This window comes from Mesorhizobium sp. B3-1-7 (assembly GCF_006439385.1).
Classification (GTDB): domain Bacteria; phylum Pseudomonadota; class Alphaproteobacteria; order Rhizobiales; family Rhizobiaceae; genus Mesorhizobium.
Genome location: NZ_VFTL01000002.1, coordinates 252,992 through 276,541 on the forward strand (window position 1 = coordinate 252,992; position 23,550 = coordinate 276,541).

A 23,550-nucleotide genomic window follows, 5' to 3' on the forward strand; every position below is an offset into this window, starting at 1 on the left:
ACTTTCGCCGACGCCTCGCACCCCTGCGGCTCTTGCCGGCCGTTCGGAGTGGCTATCACGGGCAAACTATGCCGTAATCCTTTTTCAACCATTAAGCTCCCACACGAAGATGGCGGTTCGAAGGCTGCGCTTGTGCTCCGGCGGCGGGTTTCCCCCGCGAACACACCATTTTCGCCGTCGGCAATTTTGGATTTGTTGATGCGCGCTCAGGCCCTGTGTATTCAGAAAGTCTTGGAAAAGAGCGTGATTCGTGTGGGCAGGCGCGAAAACGGTCGCTCAGCCATGAACAAGTGACTTAAGCAGGGATTTCGCCGATGGCCGAGCTTTTCACTCTTTCCGCGCCAGATCTCGCGGCGCTGCTTTGCAGCCGTGTCTGCCACGACATCATTTCACCGGTGGGCGCGATCAACAACGGCCTTGAGCTGCTCGACGAAGGCGGCGCCGACGAAGACGCCATGAAGCTCATTCGCCAGAGCGCCAAGAACGCCTCGGCGCGATTGCAGTTTGCCCGCATCGCCTTCGGCGCCGCGGGTTCCGCCGGCATGATGATCGACACCGGCGATGCCGAGGCCGTGGCCATCGCTTTCCTGAAGAACGAAAAGCCGGAACTGGTGTGGAACGGCCCCCGAGCGCTCTTGCCCAAGAACAAGGTCAAGCTGCTGCTTAACCTCATTCTCGTCGCCAACGCGGCCATACCGCGCGGCGGCAAGCTGGTGGTCACGCTGGAAAGTCTCGAAACCGAGCCGCGTTTTTCGCTGGCGGCCGGTGGCCCGATGCTGCGCGTGCCGCCGAAATTCCTCGAACTGCATTCCGGCCACAAGCCGGAGGAGCCGATCGACGCCCATTCGGTCCAGCCCTACTATACGCTGCTTCTGGCGCGCGAGGCCAATATGACGATCTCGATCCACGCGACCGCCGACGAGATCGTGTTGACGGCTGCATAAGAAAAGCCGAAGTATATTCTATTGTTAATATTTGTGCTGGCAGTGCAGGTCGAGCAATGCCGGCCTTAATGCATGTAACGGTGCTGCGCGTCAAAACGGCGCGAGACGCTCGTTTGGAAAAACTTTACCTAACGGCTTTTCGGCTTCTTTACCAGATTGGCCTATGGTGCTTTCCGGTTGCCGGAAGTTGCCGGTTCGGCAGATGGCAAAGAGGACCCCGGATATGAAGCGCTGCCTGTTCGTCGATGATTCGAGCGTCATCAGGAAGGTCGCAAAACGCATTCTTGGCGGCTCGGACATGATTGTCGTCGAGGCCTCGACCGGGGTCGAGGCTGCCGAGATTTGCGCCGGCGAGATGCCCGATGTCATCGTCATCGACGGTGGTCTTGCCGACATCCAGGCGGTCGACCTCATTCGCCGTATCCGCGCCATCGAAAGCTCTGCCCGGCCGCAGATCCTGATCTCGCTGGTCGAAGTCGATGTGGCTGCGATCATGCGCGCCAAGCGCGCCGGCGCCCAGGGCTATCTGCTGAAGCCCTTCAACCGTGCGCAACTGCTCGAAAGCTTCCGCGTCCTGAAGATAGCTGCCTGATTCGCCGAGACCGTTTTCAAACAAAAAACCCGGCCTGAGCCGGGTTTTCGTTCGAATCACTTGGATCGTTTACGCGCTGACGCGGATATCTTCCGGTTCGCGCAGCACATAGCCGCGGCCCCACACCGTCTCAATGTAGTTCTGGCCGCCGGACGCCGCGTCGAGTTTCTTGCGCAGCTTGCAGATGAAGACGTCGATGATCTTCAGCTCCGGTTCGTCCATGCCGCCATAGAGATGGTTGAGGAACATTTCCTTGGTGAGCGTGGTGCCCTTGCGCAGCGAGAGCAGCTCCAGCATCTGGTATTCCTTGCCGGTCAGGTGCACGCGCTGGCCGCCGACCTCGACCGTCTTGGCGTCGAGATTGACCACCAGGTCGCCCGTGGTGATGACCGACTGGGCATGGCCCTTGGAGCGGCGCACGATCGCATGGATGCGCGCCACCAGCTCGTCCTTGTGGAAGGGCTTGGTCATATAGTCGTCGGCGCCAAAGCCCAGGCCGCGCACCTTGTCCTCGATACCGGCCATGCCGGAGAGGATCAGGATCGGTGTCTTCACCTTGGAGAGGCGCAGCGTCCGCAGGACTTCATAGCCCGACATGTCGGGGAGATTGAGATCCAGAAGGATGATGTCGTAATCGTAGAGCTTGCCGAGATCGACACCTTCTTCGCCGAGATCGGTCGTATAGACGTTGAAGCTTTCCGATTTCAGCATCAGTTCGATGCTCTGTGCGGTTGCACTGTCATCTTCAATCAGCAGAACACGCATTTCATTCCCCTTTTCTGCTGCCGGACCGTGTCACGACCCGTCCGGGACCGGAGCAGTGATTGCCTGAACAGAAGGTGCCACCGACTGGTTAACAAATCCTAATTTCGTGTCATCCACGATACCAGATTTTTTAACCCCTTTCTACACCCACTTGAATCTAATAACGAATCACAGACCAAAATCGCTAATGCACCACATTAATAAGTCAGCCTAAGTGACTCCAGAGACTCGCTGGCCCGGGCTTCCCGCCGCAGCCGGAATTTTTACCCGGCCTTAAGTCCTCGCCCGTATGATTAACAATGCCCGTAAACGAATGGTTACCGTCGGCAAAAATCTTTAGGGCTTTGTTTCCCATAGCCCAGGGAAAGCCGGGGGAAACGGGCGGCGCTTGGGTCGTTCCGGGCGGACTGGGCGGTATTGCAGGTGTGCGTTTGCGGAGTATCGAATCATGAAGTCACGTGAAAACCTCGTTCGACTGAAGCAGTTTCAGGTGAATGAGAAGCGGCGCCAGCTCTTGCAGCTGGACATGATGATCGCCGAGTTCGAGCGCATGGCCGTCGAGCTGGAAGCGCAGATCATCGCCGAAGAGAAAAAAGCCGGCATCACCGACATCAACCATTTCGCCTATCCGACCTTCGCCAAGGCGGCTCGCCTGCGCCGCGACAACCTCAGGAACTCACAAAGCGACCTCGCCCAGCAGCGAAGCACCGCCGAATCATTACTCGGCGAAGCTGAAGCGGAGCTGTCCAAGGCGGAGATGCTGGAATCGCGAGACACCAAGATCCGCGAAACCGAAATTGGCGGCCGCAGCGCCATGATCGGCTGATCGCCTGGCATATTTGCACTCATGCCGGAGATATCTCCGGCATCTTCAGAACCGGCAATCGGCAGAAATCGGACTCGCCGTCTTCACGGCACAGCCCCCATCTCGCCATGATCGGCCGATGCCCGGGCCCGGGCATCCTTGATTTCCGGCGCATGCTCTTCCGCCCAGGAGCGTATCTGGCTAAGCAGCCCCGCCAGATTCTGGCCAAGTTCCGTCAGTTCATATTCCACGCGCGGCGGGATGACCGCAAACACCTCGCGCCGCACGAGGCCGTCGCGCTCCAGCACGCGCAGCGTCTGCGTCAGCATCTTGGGCGTGATGCCTTCCAGCTTGCGCGCCAACTCGCCATTGCGCAGCCGCCCGCGCCGCAACGCGCAGACCGTGAGATAAACCCATTTGCTGGCCAGCATCTCCAGCACCGTATGCGACGGGCAGGTGCGTCGGAACGCGTCGTAGCCGAATGGCGATCTGTCTTCACTATCCATGAGGTATCTATATATAGAAAAGGTACATACTCGACAATCAAATATTACTATCCAAATGATAGCGGCACATTCATCGAACAGGAGGCGTTCATGCGTGCCGTTATCCAGACTTCCGTCGGCGGACCCGAGGTGCTTTTCGTGGCCGAGCAGCCCGACCCGGCGCTCCGATCCGGTGAAGTGCTCGTCCGCGTCAAGGCGGCGGGCATCAACCCGGTCGACGGCGCCGTGCGCGGCGGTTTCTATCCGTTGCTTGGCGAACCGCCTTTCATCCTGGGCTGGGACATTTCGGGGACCGTCGCGGCGCTCGGCCCCGGCGTGACCGCCTTCAAGGTCGGCGACGACGTGTTCGGCATGCCGCATTTCCCCAAACAGGCTGGAGCCTATGCCGAGCTCGCCGCGGCGCCGGCGGACGAGATCGCTGCGAAGCCCGCCGCCATCGACCATGCGCAGGCTGCGGCCTTGCCGCTGGCCGGACTGACGGCCTGGCAAGGCCTCGGGCGCCATGGCGGCCTGCAGGCGCGGCAACGCGTGCTGGTTCACGCCGGTGCCGGCGGTGTCGGCCATCTGGCGGTTCAGATCGCCAAGGCGCGCGGCGCTTATGTCATCACTACAGCCAGCCCGAACAAGCTCGACTTCGTCCGTTCGCTCGGCGCCGACGACGTCGTCGACTACACCAAGGGCAACTTCGTCGAACAGGTCGGCAATGTCGATCTTGTGCTCGACCCTATCGGCGACGACCATGTCGGCGAGTCGCTGAAGGTGGTGCGTGATGGTGGCGTGCTGGTGTCGCTGCTCGACGTTCACGACGCCACCAGGGCGAAGGCCAAGACGCGCGGTGTCCGCGTCGAGCGCATGTCCGTGGTGCCCGATCGCGAGGGCCTTGTCGAACTCGCCAGGCTGGTCGACGCCAAAAAGCTGATGCCGCACGTGGCCAAAGCTTTCCCGCTCGATCAGGCGGCGGCCGCCCATGCCTTCCTTGCGGCCCGACCCATCGGCAAGGTCGTGCTGACTGTTTGAGTGGAAGACCGCTTCAAAAGGCGAAAGGGCGCGGTGTTCCGCGCCCTTACGTTTAATAGCTGTCTGGCCTAGTGGCGGTATTGCTGGATCCGCGTGGTGCGCAGCCCGGCAAGGCCGTATTCGTCGATCGATGCCTGCCAGGAGAGAAATTCTTCGGTTGTGAGCTTGTAGCGCTGGCAGGCTTCCTCAAGGCTGAGCAGGCCGCCGCGTACCGCGGCGACCACTTCCGCCTTGCGCCGGATAACCCAGCGCCGAGTGTTCGTCGGCGGCAGATCTGCAATCGTAAGAGGGCTGCCGTCAGGCCCAATAACATACTTGACTCTAGGTCTAACCAGATCGGTCATCGTACTCTCTACTAAAAACTCAAAGACCCAATCCCCGCCACAGTACCGCCACAGCTTTAAAAATTGCCTAAGCGAACCCTAATCACTAGGTAAGGATCATGAACGCCTGGTTAGGATTTCGTTTAGAATTTGAAACACCGGCCCCCAGGCCTTGGTTTTGCCGGTAGGCTCGTCTTGCGCCGCAAGCTGGCGCACACGTGGGGCTTGACCTATATTCCGGCCATTGGCATTGAGCGCCGCACAGTGAAAGCACCATGAACAGCCTCGATCTTCCCCGCCGCCCCGAAGAAACCCGCGTCGTCGTCGCGATGTCGGGCGGCGTCGATTCGTCTGTCGTCGCAGGCATTCTGAAGCGCGAAGGCTATGACGTCGTCGGCGTGACGCTGCAGCTTTACGACCACGGCGCGGCCACGCACCGTGCCGGTTCGTGCTGCGCCGGCCAGGACATCGACGATGCCCGCCGCGTTTCCGAGACGCTCGGCATCCCGCATTACGTGCTCGACTATGAGGAGCGTTTCCGCAAGGCGGTCATCGATCCGTTTGCCGAGAGCTATGTCGCCGGCGAGACGCCGATCCCTTGCGTGTCCTGCAACCAGACGGTGAAGTTCGCCGATCTTCTGGCCACCGCCCAGGATCTCGGCGCCGACGCCTTGGCCACCGGCCACTATATCCGTTCGCGCGCCAACGGCGCGCATCGCGCGCTCTACCGTCCGGTCGACGCCGACCGCGACCAGAGCTATTTCCTGTTCGCCACCACGCAGGCGCAGATCGATTATCTGCGCTTCCCGCTCGGCGGCCTGTCGAAGCCGCAGGTCCGCGCCATTGCCGAGGAGATGGGCCTGACTGTCGCCGCCAAGCAGGACAGCCAGGACATCTGCTTCGTGCCGCAGGGCAAGTATTCCGACATCATCGCCAAGCTGAAGCCGGCCGCCGCCAATCCGGGCGACATAGTGCATATCGACGGCCGCGTGCTCGGCCGCCATGAGGGCATTCTGCGCTACACGATCGGACAGCGTCGCGGCATCGGCATCGCGTCCGGCGAGCCGCTTTATGTCGTCCATCTCGACGCCGACCGGGCGCGCGTCATCGTCGGCCCGCGCGAGGCGCTGGAGACGCACAAGATCTATCTGCGCAACATGAACTGGCTGGGCGATGGACCGCTGTCGGACGTTCCGGCCGGCGGGATCGAGCTTTTCGCCAAAGTCCGCTCGACCAGGCCGCCGCGTCCGGCCGTGCTGCATCACCGCGACAGCGTGACCTCCGTCGAACTGACCGACGGCGAGTCGGGCATCGCGCCGGGCCAGGCCTGCGTGCTTTATTCCGACGACGGCAACGAGGCGCGGGTGCTCGGCGGCGGCTTCATCGAGCGCTCGGAACGAGGCGCGGAAGCCGAGGCTATGTTGTCCAGGCTTGCCGCAAGGCCGGCGCAGATCCCAGCCGAATAAGTTTCTCAGTCTTATCGCCGCCGTTTCCTGACGCCTCAGGCGGACGAACCGGTGTGGATCACCGTGCCGGCGGTCAGGATGCGCAGCACTCTGATCGCTTCCTCGCCATCGGTGCGCGGCTCGGCGCGAGTCTCGATGCACTGCATGAAATGGGCAAGCTCGCGCGTCAGCGGCATGCCCTCGCCAACCGGCACGTAGGCAGGCTCATTGGCGGTGAAGGCCCACTGGCCGCTGTCCTGCCAGACCGCGTGTCGGTAGACGGCAAGTTTGCGCTCCCAGGGCTCGACGTCGTCGAACACCGCCATCGCCTTGGTGCCGACGACCGTCAGCCGCCGCTCGCGATAGGGATTGAGGCGCGAGGCGAAGAGATGGCTGCGCAGGCCGTTCGGGAAGCGCATGTGCAGATGCGCGAAGTCGCTGAGATTGTCGAGCAGCGCCGCTCCCTCGCCCCTCACTTCGATCGGCTCGGTGCCCGTGATGGCGAGGATCATCGACAAATCGTGCGGCGCAAGGTCCCACAACGCATCGTTTTCGGTATGGAACTTGCCGAGGCCGAGCCGGTGCGAGTGGATGTAGCGCACTTCGCCGAGCTCGCCATTGTCGATCAGCGCCTTCAGCGTCTCGAAAGCCGGATGAAAGCGCAGCACATGGCCGACCATGAACACGCGGCCATTGTCTTTAGCCGCCTTCACCGCGCGCTCGGCATCCACGACCGTCAAGGCGATCGGCTTTTCCACCAGCACGTCCTTGCCGCTTTCGACCGCGCGCACCGCGGTGTCGGCATGGAATTGCGGCGGCAACGCCATGACGATGGCGTCGATATCGGTTCGCTCGAACAGCCTGTCCGGCTCGATCGCCAGGCAGTCCTGCTCGCTGGCGAAACCTTCAGCGCGGGCGCGGTTGACGTCGGAAACGGCATGGAGCGCGCCAAGCGCCTTGAGGGTGCGGATATGGTTGCTGCCCCAGTATCCGCAACCGAGGACGGCGATGCGCGGCTTCATTCGCTCAAACTCTAGAATTTCATGGCCGAGACATAGCGACGTGCCCCGCCGAACTCAACCCCGGGACATGCCTTGAGTGTCTGTCCGGCAAAGCTTTTCTGGGATGAGATTATGCCGGCCGGATTATGCCGGCATGTCGGCCGCTTCGAAGCTTGACACGCTCACCCTCGCAACCTTATATCCGCGCGACCTTGGCGAACGCCTTGAAACACCCATCCATCCAGGACGGTTTTTCGGGCCATTTGCCACCCTGGCGGGGTAGCTCAGTTGGTTAGAGCACGGGAATCATAATCCTGGGGTCGGGGGTTCAAGTCCCTCTCCCGCTACCACCATTCCCCCCACTCCTTTGACACCGTGGGGGAAAGCACCCTCGCCCAAGAGGGCCGTTAGCCGCCCAGCGATTTCGACTTCAACCCCGCCGATCTTCGACGGATCTCGAAACACCGTGACGGTCTCGATCAGGTCCCGCATCGCCTCTGCAGATTCGGAATCACCGCTAGCAATACCCTTGGCAAGCCCTGCCTGAAGCTGGTTCAGTTGTTCCTCGTAGCGTGCCAGCACCGCAGGATGCAGCGCGACCACTCCGGCCGCGGTGGGCACCTGATCCAACTCTGCCAAAATGGACTTACGCTCTTCATGCAGCGTTGTTGATTGCGGTCCCAGTACGGCTGGGTCGCCGTGGCCCTTGGCAATAGCGTTGACCAGCCGCTCGATCTCCCGAGATAGTTCTCCAAGCCGTCGCTCCAAACGAGTGCGCCTGGCATCGGTGTCGGCTGCCCAGCGCTTCCGTTCTTCGTGGTACGTCTGGACGTACTGGGCAATCACTTCAGGGTGGCGCAGCTCGGTGGTAAGCCCGTTCAGAACTGCAGCTTCGACGGTATCCAAATAAAAAGTCTTAGGATCAGCGCATGTTCCGCTTTCTGTCGCAGCGGAGCAGCGGATACGAACGCGCTTGGAATTGTCCATGCCCTTTGACGACATTCCCGCACCACAGGCACCGCACCTCAGAAGCCCCGCCAACATATGCCGTGGTCGGCGCTGATGGCTTGGATGGGTGATTGCGCGCGCCTTCTTCCGCGCGTGTGCTGCGTCAAACAGCTCGGGCGAAACAATGGCAAGATCGGGAACTTCAACTATCCGCCATTCACCTTTGGGATTCGGACGCGAGACACGTTTCCCTGTATCAGGATCCTTGATCATCCTGACCCTGTTCCAGATCAAGCGGCCTGCATAAAGCTCATTGTGAAGGAGCCCCGTCCCTCTCTGCGCATTTCCATTGATAGTAGAGGCATTCCAGGCTCGCCCACGAGGCGGCGGTATGCGGTCTCTATTTAGATTGTGGGCGATATCACGCGGTGTCTGTCCGTCGACGTACTCCTTGAAAACACGACGCACGATATCCGCTTCCTCCTCCATGATAAGGCGCTTTCCAGGGTCGCCCAGCACGTAGGAGTAGCCGTAAGTCAATCCACCGGCGTGGAGTCCCTTGCTGATTCGGCCCGCTTGGCCTCTCCGAACCTTGTGAGCGATGTCCTCTCGATAGAGTTGCCCAACCAGACCGCGAAGCCCGACCAAGACCGTGTTCACCACGCCCTCGTGGACAGCACGAATTTCGATGCTAAGAAATGAAAGGCGCTTGTGAATGCCCGCAAGGTCTTCCATGTCGCGAGAGAGGCGATCAAGTGCCTCCACGACGAGCACATCAAATTCGTGCTCACGAGCTTTGTCCATCAGTTGTAACAAACCCTCACGGCCCATGACGGAGCCGCCGGAGCGAGCTCGGTCTTCGAACGTTGCGACAACGTTCAACCCCTCACGCTCGGCATACGTCCGGCATAGCGCGAGTTGGTCGTCTATCGATCGCTCATTCTGAAGATCGGTTGAGAAGCGTGCGTAGATCGCGGTTCGATTCATGATGTATCTTCTCGGCCTGTTCACGCTCGTGATCTTCGCGGGCCGCTTGGCGCGCGAGAGCGCTTGCAAGGCGCAGAATCGCTCTGTCAGGCACTTGGCGCAAGAGCCGTTTGTGCGATTTCACAACCACTGCGGGTAGCGCTCGCTATGGATCAGGAATAGCGCCAGTTGTGCTCCTGCGGAAAATAGCAGTCCGGAGGATGCGTGGCCTTCTTCAATCCTGCCGAGATCATGATCTTGGTCCATGCCTCGCAAGATATGCTCGTGCTGGAGCCGGGATAGACGTCAGATCGATCGGTCGCAGAAAGGGATAGTAAGGCGTGTTATTCGGAAATCCGCTAGCCTGATCGATTGCTCTCCGTTTTCAGGCTTGTTGGCAAAATCGTAGGTTCAAATCACGGACGCCCAGCCACTGAAACCCACATTCGCTGGTCGTCGGGTTTTGACCGTGGCCGTGGACTCCGAGATGGCGCAGATACCCGGAAGTCGCCACCGATTCCTGGTTTGTGAACGACTGCCAAACCGAATGCTTACCGCGTTATCGCCGCATTCCAGCTTCACCAATCGTCTCCGCTAGCCTCCAGGGACCGGCCTCCCAATGAATGTTCGAGATGACCGGACTGGGGCCGTAAGAAGACTGTCCGGTCTAACACATGGGCAGAAAACGGACGATTCTGTCTATCTCTCCTGACAGATTTTCGGGTCAGCGGCGATCCGGTTGAAGGCGAATTCGGCAAGCATGGAACTCTCCCTCAAAAGCTCCTCGTACGCAGACCGCATTTTGCTCCTCCTGCCAATTGAGAACAAGCATGTGCTAATGTGCCGTGCCGGGCTGGAGGGGCCTCAATGCTCAAGGCACGACAGAAGCCAAAGAAGGTCTATCCGAACGCCGACCGCTTCGGAGTGGATGGCCGACGCCTCTACAGCGCCTATGATGCCGCAGCTATAGCGCGACGGCCTCGGCAGATATGGGTCAAGCGCATTCGACTTGCCGCCATCATGCTCGCCCTCATCGCCGCGATCGCCGTCGTCGGCGCGTTGGTGCTACACTAGGCTTTCGTTCGCTTCGGCGGGATGCGAAGTGACCAGCCTGACCGCGGACAGCTTGACCGTGATCCCAAGATCCTTGCTGCTGATCCCGCTTCCCTACTCGACAACCGCAACGGACTGCGCAGCCGGAATGTCCTTCATCCCAAGGCTGGAGCAATTCTGGTTTATGGACGTGTTGCCTGACCACTGAATGGTGTCAGCAACGACTTGGGTGCAGCCGTTCTTTCCCGAGAAATTGCCGAGATAGTTGACCTGCTGGCGAGGGAAATAAATCGCGCCGGTCAACAGGGAGGCAGCGTTCCCGTTGAAGTTGCTCGATGCCGAATTGCCCGTTCTATCGCCATAAAATAGCACCCCCGAATACGTCCCCGACGTTGGCGCGCTCAGCGTGACTGTGGCGTTGCCGTTGATGGTCACCGTCGAACTACCCTCCATGAAGATAGTCACTCCGCTGCCCGAGACGGTCGTGTTGCCGTTGATCTTCAGGTTGCCCTGGACGACATAGACACCTGGAGAAAGCGTGACATTGCCCTTGGGGCTCATTCCGCTGCAGTAAGTCCCTGGGCTGAGCGTCGGCGCGCTATCGCTCAGGCATTGCCCTAAGGCTGCTGGTGTCGGCAGGCCGGCATAAGGATCGGGCGCGGGCAGTGCTTGAGTAACCGGAGCCGGGCAGATCGTAGTCACTGGATTGCTCAGCGAGACGCCGCCGGTCGACATCAGGCAGTCGGCCTGCAATGCCGCCGATCCCTGAAGCTTGATCGCGTCTGAAGCGTCCGAGTCGGCCATGATCGAACAGCCGGTGAGCTTGAGGCTGCTGTTTCCCGAGAACAGCGCCGCCTTCGAGGCGGTCGCATTCAGCGCCAGCACACAAGCCTTTGACGAGCTCTTGATCAGTGCAACTGACCTCGCCTGCTCGGGTACTTTGCCCCGGGTGAAGATCGAGGTGAATATCCGGTCGAGGTTCTGGCTGACCATCACCTCGACTGCGTTCTTGGCGGTGTTCGCACCCGATTTCGGCGGGATATTCACGACGATGGTGCCCGTGCCGAGGCCATTGTCGGAAGCCGCCTGGACCGCCGCTGCCGTGATCGTCTGCGTGTTCGATCCTGCGACCTTCTCAAGGGCGCCGGCATAGGCCGCTGCGTCTGCGATCGCCTGCAGCTTTAGGCTTGAATAGTACCAATAGGACGTCTCGACGCCTAGCCCTGCGCCGCCGACCACGATCGGCAAGGTGAGCGCGAATATGGTGGCGACGTTGCCGCCCGCCTCACGGCGGATTTTCCGCATTGAGTCCCAAATGCGCGCTTTGGTTACCATCATGTATTAGTAGGCTCGCATATGTGAAGGAAAAGCTAATGATGCGCGGGCCTGCAGTGTCTATGCCTTGACGCCGGAGCAGCGGAAGGGCTGGACGCCTTGTCCGTGACCTTGCGAATAAGTCGTGACCTATGCATCATGTCGCGCACGCATCTAGCGAGGCGCGAAATGCTGGCACGTTCCCCTTTTACAGAAGTCGGGATCGCAGGCATCGGCACATATCGCCTGCCCAATGTGTGGCAACTCCGACGCATCAAGCGCCTTCGCGGCGATGCCCGGCACATCGCGCGCCTGGCGCTCGGCTCCGTCATGGCCTTTGCCCGGACGACCGGCACCGACATTAACGCGCCGCCCAACTGATGCCATCAAAATTGACATCGAGCGCGATCGGCCTCGCCTTGTTGATCGCATCGCGAATTTCCTTGGCTAAAGCGGCCACGTTGATCGATGCGATGCGGGACGTTCGTAGCTTCGCGGCGCGACAGTTCGACACCCATTTTTCCCCCGCGCATGATCAAGTCTCAACTTCAGGCTGGTGGCAAGTTTGAACAGCGTCCGGCAACGCCCTAAAGGGCAAGACGTTGCTCGCACCGCCGGCCGCACCGCATACCGCTGAGGAAATCGCCAAGATGACGACGAACAGCACCACCATATGAGTCTTGTAAGCGGTGACGAGGCAATTCGCGAGATGGTTGAACGTTAGATCATACGTACGGGACTGTGGCTTTCTGGCCATCGTTCCAAGAGACTGGTATGCGGCAGTTGCCGCAATTCGTCGTCCCGGTCGCTACGTTCGCTTATGAACGGCGGCAAAGTTTGCCTCTACGACCGAGAAGAGGCGCAAAGCGGCCGATTCGCGTGACCGGTTCTAGACTAGCGTGCCACGACACTTCCCTGACCGGCCTCTATGAGGGGGCACGACTACCAGTGCAGCACACTCTTTGCCACCCGCCTCACCAGCTTCATGTGGATCAAAGGTCACTCGCGCCTCTCGAAACGCAAAAGCCGCCCCGGTTAGACCGGGACGGTTATTGATTTATGATAAAATTGGTTGCGGGGACCTGCAGCCCCTTTTGTCATAAGATCGACAGGCTTTTGATTTTGGTCAGGATTAGCGAATTCGAGGATGCCGAACAGCTCGCGGCGTAGCTCGGCATGGACCTCCCCGCGCTTGTCGCCGGGAGTGAGGACGATCTCTCCGATCAACGAGCGCAGTGCCTCGGCGGCTGGACGTCCGTCCTCGTGGTCGGCGAGCGCTTGCGTAAACTGCTCTACCCGCCTGCGGTAGAGAGTGGCGGTGCTGGGATGCAGGTCAGGCACGTCAGTGGGCGCCACCGCCAGACGCTCGGCGGTCTCCGCCTTCTGCCTCTCCAGGTCTTCCATTCTCGCTTTCATCGAAGGTTGGTAAGCCCATCCTCGATCGCGGCCATGATCCCCGCAATGGCGCGCTCGATCTTGTCGAGTGCCTTACGGTCTTGTTCACGTTGCGCGCGACGCTCTTGGTTGAGGCGGTTGGCCGTGTTCGCCGCGAAGTGGTTCGCCATGCCGAATGCAGGAAGCATCCGCCAGGACCAGCCGGGCAGGAAAGTGAAAACCTGAGTCGCCGTTGCGGCGGGTCGGGCGGGACCAGATAAGGCTGTAGCTCTCCCCGTCCTCGCCCTCTACAAGGTTGGCATAGATGGGGCCCGTGAACGAGGGATCGTCGAGCTTGAAGCCCAGGTACGGACGTCCCTCGTTGGACTGCTTGTTCCAAGCTGCGCCGATCTCGGCTCGGCCAACGAAGAGCCGGTGGGTCGGAGCATTCTCGCCGCTGGCGCGGCTGTCGGGGACGACGCGAACGTTCTTGGCCTGGACCGAAAGAGTGACGATTACACCGGTGAACTCGTTGGTGCCAGTCTTCTTGAAGGTGCCGACGGTGGCCATGGTAGTTCTCCTTGGTTCTGCTCGAGCCCGCACCATGCGGCTTCGATGGCGATCGTCCGGCCGAAGGCGATCGACGGCGCACCCGAAGGGGGCTGACGGCAAAGGAGGAACTATCTTGCTGCGCGAGGAATCCCGGCTTCTTGGCCGGGAGGGGAAGATGGTTTCGACGACGCTGTTGCGCTGTTGCGCTCATCCGACTCATGAGCGCGCTGGATGACGTGGCGCGTGCCAAGCTGATTGAGCCACCTTCGCTCCAACCCAACGACGCGGCGTTGCTGGCTGCTGATTTCTACCGATCCCTTCTGGTCGAAAAGACAATCGACGTATTTTCCGCGGCCATAGCCGGCGCATAGTCGTTGGCCAAGTGCGTCGCCCAGCGACTCGCGCGATCTGTTTGAGGCGCGGAAATGCCGGTCCGCGGGGAAGACGGAGCGGATTCGGGTGGTTGCGGGATGTCATTTCAGTACCGGCGCTGCTTAGCTAGGAACTAGCGCCACCGCGAAGGGTCTTGAGTACGCGATCGGCCTTCGCTTCGGGGACGGCTATACCTCGGAAAACCGCACGGTCTCGGTTCCCTAACGCGATAAGCCCCGCGCCTAGACTAGACGCGTTAAACTGCTCGATCATCCTGCACTGTCGTCCCGACGGCCTTCCAGTCGCCGCGCTGTGTGCCCGGCTGAAGCAGGACCCGACGACCCGCCCTATTCTGCTTGTCGCCCTGATCGCACCGGGCGCCGAAGACCAGCATATCGCACTAGCCGACCGACCTCGGACACCACAGCGTCTGAAGGGCTCGCGAGCCCGGCGGAATCTTCGCCCCGCTCACGCCCTGTCCGGCTTACCACTACCACCCTCTATCCTCGGCCACCCTGACCAGACCAGCTCAGACATCGCGGCCGGGTGGGAGCACCGCGCGGCCGCTGGTAAAATGCGGATCAAGCGTTTCAAAGCTACACAGCTCTCGTGCTTAGCTGTTGTCTTGACGACATTTCGGGCGGACACCATTTCACTTTTCCTGGAATTGCTTGTCGCCGCCATGAGGGTGCGGTCCGGGCGCTTGCGCACCGCGCTCAAGCCAAATGCCTGTGCAGGAAGATGCGGGCGTGTCCGCCGACCCCGAAATCAACCCTGCCGAACTCCTGGTAGCCGTGTCTGGTGTAGAAACCCGGCGCTTGGAAGCTGCTCGTCTCCACCACCGCCCCGCTGCAGCCACGGCGCTTTGCCTCCGCTTCGACCAAGGCGAGGAGCTGCGTGCCGTGGGATTGCCCCCGCAAATGCTCGGGCAGGAAAAACATGTCGAGGAAGAGAAGGCCCATTTCCGTCCGCCCCCACAGGCCGCCTAACACCTTTCCGGCGTCGTCGCACAGCTCGGCTCCAATGGCGGCACGGTCGTCCACGGCCGTTGCCGCAACGTTGTAGCGATAGAGCGCATCCGCCGCCTGCGCCTTTGCATCGGGTTGCGCCGACAGCCTTATGTTTAATCCTTGAATGGAACCGCTCCGCTTGGTGCAATCCCAATGAACCTTGGCGAGGCTCAAGCGTTCCCCGGGTATGGATGAAAACCTGTTCGTCTTCGGTACGCTGAAGAGGGGATTTCCGCTGCACGAGGGCTTTGCGGCGCCTCCTACCCAGCAACCGGGTTGAAATGGCGGTGCTCCAATCAATCATGCAAGTAGCAAACTCGTCAATGCCGAGCTTTGTTTGCAATCCAAACATCATCGCCGTTTGAATTTATGAGTTCACGGCCTAGCACGCGCCCGTGAAGCGCCGCGGACTTCTGCCAGTGGCGCCTGTCGTCGCGTCATTTCCTTTTGGCCCGTATCGCCGGCCTTTGTCTTGCCGGTTGTTCACAAAAGGAGCCCGGGCGCCGGCGGCGCCACGAACGGCCCGCGTGGTGGTGGTCACGCCGCCCTACAAGTTCGTGCTGGTGACGTAAGGCGCCGGCCGCCTCCAATCGCGCTATGTTAGCCAGGTTGGCTTCGAGGTTGGGGGCGGCTCGTCTCATGCGATGCCGACGCCGGCGCAACGGTCAAGAAGGCCCAGAAGCTCGCGGAACTCAGCGCCGTCGATTACCAGAACAAGGTCACCGCCACCGCGGCGGACCTCGACGCGGCCAAGGCCGCGCTTGCTCAGGCTGCCGCGCAGGAAGACAGGTTTCGGCTCCTCCTCGGCAAGGGCTTCGCCACGCATTCGCAGTATGATGACGCACTGAAGTCACTGCGGAGCGCGCAAGCTCAGGTTCAGGCGGTTGAGGCCAATCTGCGCGCATCGCACAGCACCAACTCGCCTATACGGAGCTCAAAGCGCTGGACGACGGCATTGTGACCGCGACCAGGGCAGACCCGGCCAGGTGGTGGCCCGGGCGATTTGTCGATGGACCAAACCGCTCCGGCATCGGCAAGGGCGGCTTGGCGGTGCCGAAGAACGAAGGCGGCGTCCAGCAGGCGCAACTGCGCTATCCGTTGAATTTTCAGGCAATGTCGCCAACCAGCGGCGGCTCACCCAGACCGACCTAAAGGATGAACACTCGGCCACGCTGCCAGCAGTTCTCGGGTATAGGCATCGCGCGGCGACTGGAACAGAGACGCGGCCTCGCCGATCTCCACCACCCTGCCGGCCCGCATCACGACGGCGTTCTCGGCGATCAGCCATACCACTGCCAGATTGTGGCTGATGACGACAAGCGTGATGTTCTGCACGCGCCTGATGTCCTGCAACAGGTTGAGCAGGTCGCCCTGGACGGAAACGTCAAGGCCGGCGGTCGGCTCGTCCGCGTGGATGGAGGGCTTCATCAAAAGGGCGCGCACTATCGCCACCCGCCTCGCCTGCCCGCCGCTGATCTCATGCGGATATTTGTCGATGATACTGTCCGGCAGGCCGAGTTGCTTCAGGATGACAAGCAGACGCTCATGCGTCGCCGCATGCGGTTCCTTCAACACAGTGCCGGCCTCGTTCATCAGTGTGCGGATGCGGCTGCGTGGCGACAACGAGGCGGCTGGATCCTGGCAGATCGGTTGGACAATGAGGGCGCGCTGCTTGAGCGCGGCACGCCCCTGCTGCAACGGCGTGTGTCAAGGATGCGGATTTCGCCAGCGTCCAGTCGCTGCAGGCCGAGCACGGCACGCGTCAGCGTCGTCTTGCCGGATCCGGATTCGCGGACGATGCCGAAGCATGTACCCCGCGGGATCGAAATCGAGACGCCGTCCAACGCCACCGTCTGGCCGAAGCGCAACCGTGCATCATGAACCGCGATCGCATCGGTCATGGCGTCACCAGCCGAAAGCAGCGGGCGCCATGCGCCGCGTTTCCGAGCGATCCCTCTCACTTTACGGCCGCGTTGCCGAAGGCGCGCCGCAAGGGGCGCATCTTTGTGGACTATTTGCGTAACCAGCGTGGGCGACCGCGATCATGCCGTACAGCGCAAGGTCCCGACCGGGCGCTCCGATCGCGGCGCCGATCACCTGGGCGGAGATGAAGACGATAGATGCGCCCTCGCATTTCCATGTCGGCGACGCTGCTGAATTAAAGAAACGCGCAGCCAGCAAATCCCTGGCGGGGTGGGACCGAGCTGACCAATCGTTGCCAGATCTGTAGCCCCATTCCGCGAAAGGCAGCAAGCCTGGATTAGGGGCGTCGCTGCCTTGGCCTGAATGGAACCTGCGAAGATTGGCCCCGTTTGCCTCGACCATGGCAAAAACCGATCCGCGGACAGTCGCCAGCCTCTTAAGGGAATATGCACATCGCACGTCACTGCGCGGGGACAATCCCTATCGCACCAAGGCTTACTTGCGCGCGGCCGATAGTCTGGCTGCGTTGTCGCAGCCGCTCGATCGGCTCATCGCCGCAGGCGCCCTCACCAGGATCCCGGGAATCGGTGACGCAATCGCAGACATTGTGCGCAAGCTCCATGAAACGGGCACGCATCCACGCCTTGAGAAGCTGCGCGAGGAGGTGCCAGCAGGTGTGATGGAGCTTTTTGCCGTGCCTGGGCTTCGGCCCGACAAGATCCTGAAACTTCATCAGGCGCTCGGCGTGAACTCGTTGGCTGAGCTCGAAGCCGCAGCAAAGGCAGATCGCATCCGGCCACTTAAAGGCCTCGGTGCTTCGCTTCAGACAAAGATTCTGCAGAACCTGGCTATAGCGCGAAGCGGCGAAACACAGCTTCACCTGCATAAGGCCGCCGCTCTCCTCGAGCATGCAGTTGTATCCGTGAAGCAAGAGCATCCGGAGTTTTCGCGCGTGGAAATCGCCGGTGATTTCCGGCGCGGTTGCGAACTTGTTGCCGACCTCGCGCTGGTAGCGCTGGGAAAGGAGCCGACCGAAATCGAGCAGTCCACCCTCAGGCTTGTCGTCACGGACAAGAAGCACTTTGGCGCGAGCTTACTCGAAGCAACCGGTTCGGCGGCCCATCTTGAGCAGTTGAAGATGTATGCGACCGAGAGGGGGTTCGCCCTCAGACCCGATGGGCTCTACCGCGGGAAAAAGCTGATCGCATCAGCGACAGAGGAGGAAATCTACGAAGCGTTGGACCTGCAGTTCATTGAACCCGAACTACGCGAAGGCAGGGACGAGATTGAGGCGGCAGCGACGTGGCACCTCCCTACTCTCGTCCGGGATGAAGATCTGCATGGCATCCTGCATTCTCACACGACCGCATCCGATGGCACCGAGACGCTTGAGGCAATGGCTGAAGCGACCCGCAAGCGTGAGTTCGAGTACTATGGTGTCGCCGACCATTCACAGTCGGCCCACTACGCGGGTGGGCTCTCATCGCAGGAGGTTGCCGAACAGCACCGCGAAGCCGATCGGTTGAACACGAAGTACGGTGGAGAATTCCATATCCTGAAGGGCATCGAGGCAGACATCCTAGCCGACGGCTCGCTTGACTATCCGGATCACGTCTTGAAGCAGTTTGATTTTGTTGTGGCGAGCGTGCACAGCCGCTTCAAGTTGCCTAAGCAAGAGCAAACGGACCGTATCATCCAGGCAATCGCGAACCCTCTGACGACAATCATCGGGCACATGACCGGTCGCCAGTTGTTGCGTCGCCCCGGCTATGAGCTTGACATCGACAAGGTCCTCAGAGCGTGCGCGAGATATGGCGTCGCTGTCGAAATCAACGCGCATCCGTGGCGGCTCGATCTCGACTGGCGGTGGCATCAAAAGGCACTCGACTACGGCTGCATCTTCAGCATCAATCCGGACGCTCATTCAATCCGCGAACTCGACCACATGCATTGGGGTGTCGAGATGGCCCGCAAGGGAGGTGTCCCCAGGACGCGCGTTCTCAATTCGATGGGTTTGGCGGCTCTGCTTGCGCACCTTTCAAAGCGCAAGTGCACGTCCAAGACCGGCGGCAAGCGCCGCTCGCCTGCGCGGAAAGCTATCGCATGAGGCTCGAGTTCCTGTCGGCAGAACAGGCAACGGGTCTCGGACGGGCCGCCGCCGGTATGGTTCCCTAGCGCGCCGTCAACGCCAGCAAGGAACCTCATAACGCACTCTTTCCTGTGGCGGTCAACATGCCCTTCGCAGGTCAAGTGAGAACATGCAGAGACCCTCTGCCTCTCAGCGTTTAGACCGGCGTTTTACGTTTTGGATGCCGAGGAACTTTCCCCGTGGACCAAGTTCGGGATTGTCTTCGTTGGGGGAGGTAAACCCGTGCAAGGTCGAAAGCTCGTAAACGGCCGCGCTTGTCAATCAGATCGATGCGGTTCGGTGCATCGGCTCCAAGCCGAACTGGAAATCCTGGCGTTCTGGAATGAGTGAACGCTAATAAAGGCGCGTCTTGTCCGGCTGGGACCGTGCTGGCGAACTATCCATCAGGCAAGGTCAGAGTGGCGCTCGGATGTCAATTGAGAGCCAGCTCGCGGAAGGCCACCGCTTGAAAAACCCTCAAGAAGACTATGCTGCCGGCGGGCCATGGGATTGCACCGGCCGCAGGAATAGCCGCGCGCCTATTTCTGCGTGAGCCTTCGGTCTGGGGCCGGTTGCGACCATTGGCCCCTCCCGGAACGTAAGGCGGTTCCTTTCGTTGGATGAACTGACGTTGGCAGATCCCGACGTCAATCGACCAGGCAACAGGAGGAATTTCACCAATGATCCGCAAGATACTAGTTACGGCCGCGACGGCTGCTCTCATGTCGACGGCGCTCTGCACGGCGGGTGCCCACGCCGCAAATACCAGCAAGCCCGCTATCCAGACGGAGGTTGTTGCCCCGGTCACTGATGGCAAGCTCGTCTCCAAGATCATGGGAGCCGCGGTCTATGACAGCACCGCTGATGACGCTGCGAAAATCGGCGATGTTAATGACATCGTCCTCGACAAGGACGGGAACGCCAAACTTGTCGTCATTGGCGTCGGCGGGTTCCTTGGCGTGGGGGAAAAGAATGTGGCCTATGATTTCAGCAAGCTTGAATGGGTCAACAAGAAGGGCGATCGCTGGTTAGTCGCGAAGACGACGAAGGATGAGCTCAAAGCTCAACCTAATTTCGATACGAAGGCTTATGATACCGCGGCAGCGTCGACGTCCCCACCCACCAACAGCACGGCCGACAGCCAGGCGGCCAATGGCAAAACCGATACCACTGCGACGGCCTCGATTGACAAGTCGACCTTGACCGAAATGCCGTCAGACAAAATCAGTGCGGCAAATCTGATCGGAACCAACGTCTATGGCGCAGATGATGCGAAGGTCGGCGAGATTGGCGACGTCATCCTGACTGGTGACAAGAAGGTCGACACAATAATCGTTGATGTAGGGGGCTTTTTGGGCATTGGCGAAAAGAAGGTCGCCGTCGGTATGGAAAACCTCAAGTTCATGACCGACAAGAACGGCAACCGTTACCTCTATACAAACTTCACCAAGGACCAGCTGGAGGCGCAGACTGCCTACGACAAGGCCACTTACGCCCAAAACCGGGACAAGCAGCGCATCATCGTCAACAAATAAAAAAATCATCGCTAAGCGCTCGCCCGTGTGGCGGGCGCTTAGACTGGAAAACGCGGGAGCGGACTTGAAATTAGCCGACGAGGTCCGTCATAGCTCTGAAGATATTAGCGACCTCGTTCTGTCTGATGTCGTTTCTGCGCTTCATCGACGAGTTAGGATCAGCCACGAGTTCGATATTCCCTACATTGCTGGGTACAGCAGGGATGCAACGACGATTTACATCGACCGACATCTGCCGCGCACCATCAGGTGGAGAGGCAAGGACGTGCGGCTCGAACCATTTCTGGTGTGCCACGAAATTGTTGAAAAAGCTCTCTTGGACGAGTTGCGGCTTCATTATCTGCACGCCCATCAAATTGCCTCGCGCATCGAAAGAGATGCGGTGAGAGGGGCTGGCCTGACCTGGCGGCACTACCAAAGCGTCATCAAGGGGCACGAGAAAGCGATCGATGAGGAACAGCTTCGCTGCGTGCCATGGGAGTTAGATCTCACGCCTTACAAGGACCTGAAGGATTACCCATTGCTCCAACGGCTGGTCGAAGCATCGCAGTAGCTCGTTGCACGGGATGGTCCAAGGCACAGAGACAGCGGGAAATTGAAGCAGGCACACTGTCAAATTTCCTCGCCAATGGAACTTCCCGACGGACTGCTGGTTCGCCTGCATAGGGACGACCGAGGCCCATTCCGCCCTGTGCATTCTGCAGGCAGAGCGCCTCGCCAACAGGAGACGGCCATGAAACATCAGACACTTGAAGAACTGCATGAGGTCGCGGAAGTCGAAGTATCCTTTCCGACTATGGCGCGGCGTCAGCGTTTGGAACATTGGGCCATGCTGCTCGAGCGAAATCCCGAGCGGTGCCTCGCCGCCTTCCCCGGGACGGAATACATGACCCTGGACGTGCGTGACAAGGCGCGGTCCCTGGACTCCGCGCTCAGCATCGCTTTCGCCGATCCAATATTGCGCGCGCAAGGACTGAAGAACGATACCTATGGCGAATCGAAACGCTTCTTCGAGCTAACGGATTGGCAACTGCACGCGATTGTTTGCCACTGCCACGTCGGCGGGACCATGAAGGCCGGATGGGCTGCCGTTCAGGTCCGATCTGCCGGCGACAAGGAAGGCAAGCTTTTCAGCAGATTGCGTGAAGCGATTGCCCATTGGCCGGTATTTCGCATTTTAACTCATGCGAGGGAGTAAGAGACGCCTCAAGAACCTGAAAAAGGCGGCGAGCGAAAGTCCAAGCACATGCATTTGGGCCTGAGATCGCTAACTGTGAGAATACGGGCGAGCGCCGCCCGTATTCCTTTTGCCTCGTCAGGCTAGTCGAAGATCACTCTCCTCGAAAGCAACCCGCTCAGATCCGCAGCATAGCGGTGATTACTATGTACCTCGTCCAAATGCTGTTACACCAAGGTCAACTCTTCCCCGGAAGGGATTTCGATCGTCTGAAAGAAGAACTAGCGACCCGCTTCGATGGCGTGACCGCCTATCTCCAGGCGCCGGCGAGAGTCTTTGGAAGGACGTCGGAGAAACAGCCCGGGATGATATCGTCGGCTTCGGGACCGTTTTCAGCCCGTCCGGTATTGGCCAAGCTTGGCGACAAGTAGACACTCTCCAACGGATGATCGCTATGACCTTGGAACAGCTGCGGTTGGCTTTGCCGGCCGGGCGAGTGCATTGTTTTGCACTAACGCTTGCGCAAGAAAACCGGTACGACGTGGTGAAAAGCGATCCCCTCATCGCGGTGTTCACCCCCGGCAATCGCTGCAAACCATGCTGCCGCAGCGCCAAGCGCGGAGCCTGCAGCAGTCGCAAAGCTAAAAATGGCAGTTATGTGGGCTGAAAGGCGCACCGTGCTTTCGTTGAGTTGCGCGTCGGGGCGATTGACCACGGCGGCTGCGCCGTGCCCACCAATCATTGCCAAGAAAAACGCTGCTCCAAGTGTCGCTAGGGCCCAGACTGCGATGCCGTGTATGCCGTCGCGGAATTCGCTTTCACTTTGGTTGCTATCTTCCCAGCGCGTGCGCATCCGTCCAGCTACATAACCGCCGGCTGCGGAACTTGCTATAGCAACGATAACTACCCACAGCCCGGCCACCAGCACATTCCAGGAGGCGCCACCGTTGGGAAGAGTCGGAGAACCCAGCGCCAAACCAGCGCTCGACCCGAATTGCAGAAGAACCACCGAAATGGCGCAAGCGATGACACCCCCGCCAAATATGCCTCCCCACTCAAGATAGGACAATGTAGCCACTTTTGGGGTCACTGCAGCGCTTTCCGTGGGGGCTATTTTGGCCATGATCTTACCGAAGTCCAAAAAATGATAGAATGAACAAAACGATCACGACGAGGCCAACAAGATAGATTATTCCGTTCACGGCATCCTCCTCCTGATTGCGGACCGAAACACAACGTGCCCGTGAGGTTTTGGTTGCAAAGGAGCCCGGCCCGGAATTGGACATTGACGATAAGGGGAAATTCCGCCTGAGATCCGCATCCCCAAATGATGTGCGCGTTTAAGCAGCGGCAAAGCTGATTCAATGCATCGGTTTCCCTGCTTCGACCGGAATGGGGCCGACAACTGACTGTCCGTTTTGGGAACGTGCTGAAGAGCGGACCGATGCGTCCAACGCAGTACGGTCCGCGTCGCGCCATAAGCAGCCATTTTGGGGTGCGTTTCGAAACGGCGGGAACTGCCAAGAACGAGCATGAGCACAAGGTGGTGTTCGGCTAAGTGTCAGAGCCGGGACCGACCAATAGCAGCTCCGGGCGCCTTATCGGCGCCGGACTCCGCCGCGTCTGCCAAGTCCTGCAAGCACAGATCGTCTCGGGGCGCTGTTTTGCCATTGAACTCGCATCCGGATATTCAATGATCGGGCATTCGCTCGGTGTTCGAAGGTTTATGTCCCGTACCGGCACTCCAGCGCGTCAGCAATCCGCTCGCAAAGCAGTTCACCTCTGATGATGCTGACATGA

25 protein-coding genes, 1 tRNA gene and 1 pseudogene are annotated in these 23,550 nt (G+C 60.1%); 14 read left to right on the plus strand and 13 right to left on the minus strand.

All coding sequences use genetic code 11. The annotated features are described in order from the left end of the window. The first annotated feature begins 314 nt into the window (after positions 1 to 314). Together FJ417_RS03090 and FJ417_RS03095 are read left to right on the plus strand one after the other, a co-directional pair. Positions 315 to 944 (plus strand): histidine phosphotransferase family protein, encoded by a 630-nt coding sequence (locus FJ417_RS03090; RefSeq protein WP_140645675.1) that lies wholly within the window; start codon positions 315 to 317, stop codon positions 942 to 944. 223 nt (positions 945 to 1,167) lie between these two features. Beyond that, complete coding sequence (locus tag FJ417_RS03095) at positions 1,168 to 1,536, plus strand: response regulator (RefSeq protein WP_140645773.1); 369 nt, start codon at positions 1,168 to 1,170, stop codon at positions 1,534 to 1,536. A 69-nt stretch (positions 1,537 to 1,605) separates the two neighbouring features. On the opposite strand, the gene ctrA is transcribed toward FJ417_RS03095, so the two are convergent. Beyond that, entirely contained in the window at positions 1,606 to 2,301 is a 696-nt protein-coding gene (ctrA, locus tag FJ417_RS03100) for a cell cycle two-component system response regulator CtrA (RefSeq protein WP_006203583.1), read from the minus strand. A 448-nt stretch (positions 2,302 to 2,749) separates the two neighbouring features. On the opposite strand from ctrA, the gene FJ417_RS03105 reads away from it, so the two are divergent. Further along, entirely contained in the window at positions 2,750 to 3,127 is a 378-nt protein-coding gene (locus FJ417_RS03105) for a flagellar export protein FliJ (RefSeq protein WP_140645772.1), read from the plus strand. A gap of 83 nt (positions 3,128 to 3,210) precedes the next feature. On the opposite strand, the gene FJ417_RS03110 is transcribed toward FJ417_RS03105, so the two are convergent. Beyond that, on the minus strand, positions 3,211 to 3,612 hold the full coding sequence (locus tag FJ417_RS03110) for a helix-turn-helix domain-containing protein (RefSeq protein ID WP_140653233.1): 402 nt from the start codon (positions 3,610 to 3,612) through the stop codon (positions 3,211 to 3,213). 90 nt (positions 3,613 to 3,702) lie between these two features. Here FJ417_RS03110 and FJ417_RS03115 point away from each other — a divergent pair, with 90 nt between their 5' ends. Beyond that, complete coding sequence (locus FJ417_RS03115) at positions 3,703 to 4,629, plus strand: NADP-dependent oxidoreductase (protein ID WP_140782418.1); 927 nt, start codon at positions 3,703 to 3,705, stop codon at positions 4,627 to 4,629. Positions 4,630 to 4,697: 68 nt separating this feature from the next. On the opposite strand, the gene FJ417_RS03120 is transcribed toward FJ417_RS03115, so the two are convergent. Further along, positions 4,698 to 4,973, minus strand: coding sequence for a DUF1153 domain-containing protein (locus tag FJ417_RS03120; protein ID WP_006203587.1), 276 nt, complete (start codon positions 4,971 to 4,973; stop codon positions 4,698 to 4,700). Positions 4,974 to 5,227: 254 nt separating this feature from the next. Here FJ417_RS03120 and mnmA point away from each other — a divergent pair, with 254 nt between their 5' ends. After that, positions 5,228 to 6,418, plus strand: coding sequence for a tRNA 2-thiouridine(34) synthase MnmA (mnmA, locus tag FJ417_RS03125; RefSeq protein WP_140782419.1), 1,191 nt, complete (start codon positions 5,228 to 5,230; stop codon positions 6,416 to 6,418). Between the two features lie 35 nt (positions 6,419 to 6,453). On the opposite strand, the gene FJ417_RS03130 is transcribed toward mnmA, so the two are convergent. Continuing rightward, entirely contained in the window at positions 6,454 to 7,419 is a 966-nt protein-coding gene (locus FJ417_RS03130) for a Gfo/Idh/MocA family oxidoreductase (protein ID WP_140653227.1), read from the minus strand. 252 nt (positions 7,420 to 7,671) lie between these two features. Here FJ417_RS03130 and FJ417_RS03135 point away from each other — a divergent pair. Continuing rightward, positions 7,672 to 7,748, plus strand: a tRNA-Met gene (locus FJ417_RS03135). Here the strand turns inward: FJ417_RS03135 and FJ417_RS03140 are convergent. Further along, positions 7,705 to 9,333, minus strand: coding sequence for a recombinase family protein (locus tag FJ417_RS03140; RefSeq protein WP_140782437.1), 1,629 nt, complete (start codon positions 9,331 to 9,333; stop codon positions 7,705 to 7,707). The two genes, FJ417_RS03135 and FJ417_RS03140, sit on opposite strands and share 44 nt — an antisense overlap. Positions 9,334 to 10,179: 846 nt before the next feature. On the opposite strand from FJ417_RS03140, the gene FJ417_RS03145 reads away from it, so the two are divergent. Continuing rightward, entirely contained in the window at positions 10,180 to 10,386 is a 207-nt protein-coding gene (locus tag FJ417_RS03145; RefSeq protein WP_140645670.1) for a hypothetical protein, read from the plus strand. A 93-nt stretch (positions 10,387 to 10,479) separates the two neighbouring features. Here FJ417_RS03145 and FJ417_RS03150 read toward each other — a convergent pair whose 3' ends face one another. Then, positions 10,480 to 11,703 carry a pilus assembly protein TadG-related protein gene (locus tag FJ417_RS03150; RefSeq protein WP_140782420.1) on the minus strand — a complete coding sequence of 408 codons (1,224 nt, stop codon included), beginning with the start codon at positions 11,701 to 11,703 and terminating at the stop codon, positions 10,480 to 10,482. A 165-nt stretch (positions 11,704 to 11,868) separates the two neighbouring features. Between FJ417_RS03150 and FJ417_RS03155 the strand changes: the two genes are divergently transcribed. Next, positions 11,869 to 12,060, plus strand: coding sequence for a hypothetical protein (locus FJ417_RS03155; RefSeq protein WP_140782421.1), 192 nt, complete (start codon positions 11,869 to 11,871; stop codon positions 12,058 to 12,060). Positions 12,061 to 12,714: 654 nt separating this feature from the next. Here FJ417_RS03155 and FJ417_RS03160 read toward each other — a convergent pair. Both FJ417_RS03160 and FJ417_RS03165 read right to left on the minus strand, forming a co-directional pair. Then, the gene (locus tag FJ417_RS03160; RefSeq protein WP_140645667.1) at positions 12,715 to 13,083 is read right to left on the minus strand and encodes a hypothetical protein; all 369 of its coding nucleotides are present in this window, start codon (positions 13,081 to 13,083) and stop codon (positions 12,715 to 12,717) included. 216 nt (positions 13,084 to 13,299) lie between these two features. Further along, positions 13,300 to 13,623: pseudogene (locus FJ417_RS03165) on the minus strand (DUF736 domain-containing protein); the annotation flags it as partial. A gap of 200 nt (positions 13,624 to 13,823) precedes the next feature. Between FJ417_RS03165 and FJ417_RS33015 the strand changes: the two are divergent. Beyond that, on the plus strand, positions 13,824 to 13,976 hold the full coding sequence (locus tag FJ417_RS33015) for a hypothetical protein (protein WP_181183141.1): 153 nt from the start codon (positions 13,824 to 13,826) through the stop codon (positions 13,974 to 13,976). A gap of 717 nt (positions 13,977 to 14,693) precedes the next feature. Here FJ417_RS33015 and FJ417_RS03170 read toward each other — a convergent pair. The 4 genes from FJ417_RS03170 to FJ417_RS33770 form a co-directional block, all read right to left on the minus strand. Continuing rightward, complete coding sequence (locus FJ417_RS03170; protein ID WP_246687387.1) at positions 14,694 to 15,161, minus strand: GNAT family N-acetyltransferase; 468 nt, start codon at positions 15,159 to 15,161, stop codon at positions 14,694 to 14,696. 463 nt (positions 15,162 to 15,624) lie between these two features. Then, positions 15,625 to 15,813, minus strand: a complete 189-nt coding sequence (locus FJ417_RS33020; RefSeq protein ID WP_181183142.1) for a hypothetical protein — start codon at positions 15,811 to 15,813, stop codon at positions 15,625 to 15,627. Positions 15,814 to 16,121: 308 nt separating this feature from the next. Next, positions 16,122 to 16,610: an ABC transporter ATP-binding protein gene (locus FJ417_RS33765; protein WP_140782423.1), complete on the minus strand. Its 489-nt coding sequence runs from the start codon at positions 16,608 to 16,610 to the stop codon at positions 16,122 to 16,124. Continuing rightward, the gene (locus FJ417_RS33770; RefSeq protein WP_140782424.1) at positions 16,580 to 16,888 is read right to left on the minus strand and encodes an ATP-binding cassette domain-containing protein; all 309 of its coding nucleotides are present in this window, start codon (positions 16,886 to 16,888) and stop codon (positions 16,580 to 16,582) included. Before FJ417_RS33770 ends, FJ417_RS33765 begins: the two co-directional genes overlap by 31 nt. A gap of 143 nt (positions 16,889 to 17,031) precedes the next feature. On the opposite strand from FJ417_RS33770, the gene FJ417_RS33895 reads away from it, so the two are divergent. The 5 genes from FJ417_RS33895 to FJ417_RS03210 all read left to right on the plus strand — a co-directional run bounded on the left by FJ417_RS33895 (position 17,032) and on the right by FJ417_RS03210 (position 21,771). Further along, complete coding sequence (locus tag FJ417_RS33895) at positions 17,032 to 17,217, plus strand: hypothetical protein (protein ID WP_348639917.1); 186 nt, start codon at positions 17,032 to 17,034, stop codon at positions 17,215 to 17,217. 93 nt (positions 17,218 to 17,310) lie between these two features. Continuing rightward, a complete protein-coding gene (locus tag FJ417_RS03195) occupies positions 17,311 to 19,017 on the plus strand; it encodes a DNA polymerase/3'-5' exonuclease PolX (RefSeq protein ID WP_140782425.1) in 1,707 nt (568 codons plus the stop codon). Between the two features lie 701 nt (positions 19,018 to 19,718). Continuing rightward, on the plus strand, positions 19,719 to 20,573 hold the full coding sequence (locus tag FJ417_RS03200) for a PRC-barrel domain-containing protein (protein WP_140711037.1): 855 nt from the start codon (positions 19,719 to 19,721) through the stop codon (positions 20,571 to 20,573). A gap of 64 nt (positions 20,574 to 20,637) precedes the next feature. Beyond that, entirely contained in the window at positions 20,638 to 21,126 is a 489-nt protein-coding gene (locus tag FJ417_RS03205) for a hypothetical protein (protein WP_181166804.1), read from the plus strand. Positions 21,127 to 21,306: 180 nt separating this feature from the next. Further along, the gene (locus FJ417_RS03210) at positions 21,307 to 21,771 is read left to right on the plus strand and encodes a hypothetical protein (RefSeq protein WP_140645662.1); all 465 of its coding nucleotides are present in this window, start codon (positions 21,307 to 21,309) and stop codon (positions 21,769 to 21,771) included. Positions 21,772 to 22,261: 490 nt separating this feature from the next. Here the strand turns inward: FJ417_RS03210 and FJ417_RS03215 are convergent, their stop codons facing one another. Further along, a complete protein-coding gene (locus FJ417_RS03215; protein WP_140782426.1) occupies positions 22,262 to 22,873 on the minus strand; it encodes a hypothetical protein in 612 nt (203 codons plus the stop codon). Positions 22,874 to 23,550 lie beyond the last annotated feature (677 nt).

Coding starts and splice junctions, on each gene's coding strand:
- FJ417_RS03090 (WP_140645675.1), top strand. CDS start 315: ATGGCCGAGCTTTTCACTCTTTCCGCGCCAGATCTCGCGGCGCTGCTT.
- FJ417_RS03095 (WP_140645773.1), top strand. CDS start 1,168: ATGAAGCGCTGCCTGTTCGTCGATGATTCGAGCGTCATCAGGAAGGTC.
- ctrA (WP_006203583.1), bottom strand. CDS start 2,301: ATGCGTGTTCTGCTGATTGAAGATGACAGTGCAACCGCACAGAGCATC.
- FJ417_RS03105 (WP_140645772.1), top strand. CDS start 2,750: ATGAAGTCACGTGAAAACCTCGTTCGACTGAAGCAGTTTCAGGTGAAT.
- FJ417_RS03110 (WP_140653233.1), bottom strand. CDS start 3,612: ATGGATAGTGAAGACAGATCGCCATTCGGCTACGACGCGTTCCGACGC.
- FJ417_RS03115 (WP_140782418.1), top strand. CDS start 3,703: ATGCGTGCCGTTATCCAGACTTCCGTCGGCGGACCCGAGGTGCTTTTC.
- FJ417_RS03120 (WP_006203587.1), bottom strand. CDS start 4,973: ATGACCGATCTGGTTAGACCTAGAGTCAAGTATGTTATTGGGCCTGAC.
- mnmA (WP_140782419.1), top strand. CDS start 5,228: ATGAACAGCCTCGATCTTCCCCGCCGCCCCGAAGAAACCCGCGTCGTC.
- FJ417_RS03130 (WP_140653227.1), bottom strand. CDS start 7,419: ATGAAGCCGCGCATCGCCGTCCTCGGTTGCGGATACTGGGGCAGCAAC.
- FJ417_RS03140 (WP_140782437.1), bottom strand. CDS start 9,333: ATGAATCGAACCGCGATCTACGCACGCTTCTCAACCGATCTTCAGAAT.
- FJ417_RS03145 (WP_140645670.1), top strand. CDS start 10,180: ATGCTCAAGGCACGACAGAAGCCAAAGAAGGTCTATCCGAACGCCGAC.
- FJ417_RS03150 (WP_140782420.1), bottom strand. CDS start 11,703: ATGATGGTAACCAAAGCGCGCATTTGGGACTCAATGCGGAAAATCCGC.
- FJ417_RS03155 (WP_140782421.1), top strand. CDS start 11,869: ATGCTGGCACGTTCCCCTTTTACAGAAGTCGGGATCGCAGGCATCGGC.
- FJ417_RS03160 (WP_140645667.1), bottom strand. CDS start 13,083: ATGGAAGACCTGGAGAGGCAGAAGGCGGAGACCGCCGAGCGTCTGGCG.
- FJ417_RS33015 (WP_181183141.1), top strand. CDS start 13,824: ATGAGCGCGCTGGATGACGTGGCGCGTGCCAAGCTGATTGAGCCACCT.
- FJ417_RS33020 (WP_181183142.1), bottom strand. CDS start 15,813: ATGCGTGGCGAAGCCCTTGCCGAGGAGGAGCCGAAACCTGTCTTCCTG.
- FJ417_RS33770 (WP_140782424.1), bottom strand. CDS start 16,888: ATGACCGATGCGATCGCGGTTCATGATGCACGGTTGCGCTTCGGCCAG.
- FJ417_RS33895 (WP_348639917.1), top strand. CDS start 17,032: ATGCCGTACAGCGCAAGGTCCCGACCGGGCGCTCCGATCGCGGCGCCG.
- FJ417_RS03195 (WP_140782425.1), top strand. CDS start 17,311: ATGGCAAAAACCGATCCGCGGACAGTCGCCAGCCTCTTAAGGGAATAT.
- FJ417_RS03200 (WP_140711037.1), top strand. CDS start 19,719: ATGATCCGCAAGATACTAGTTACGGCCGCGACGGCTGCTCTCATGTCG.
- FJ417_RS03210 (WP_140645662.1), top strand. CDS start 21,307: ATGAAACATCAGACACTTGAAGAACTGCATGAGGTCGCGGAAGTCGAA.
- FJ417_RS03215 (WP_140782426.1), bottom strand. CDS start 22,873: ATGGCCAAAATAGCCCCCACGGAAAGCGCTGCAGTGACCCCAAAAGTG.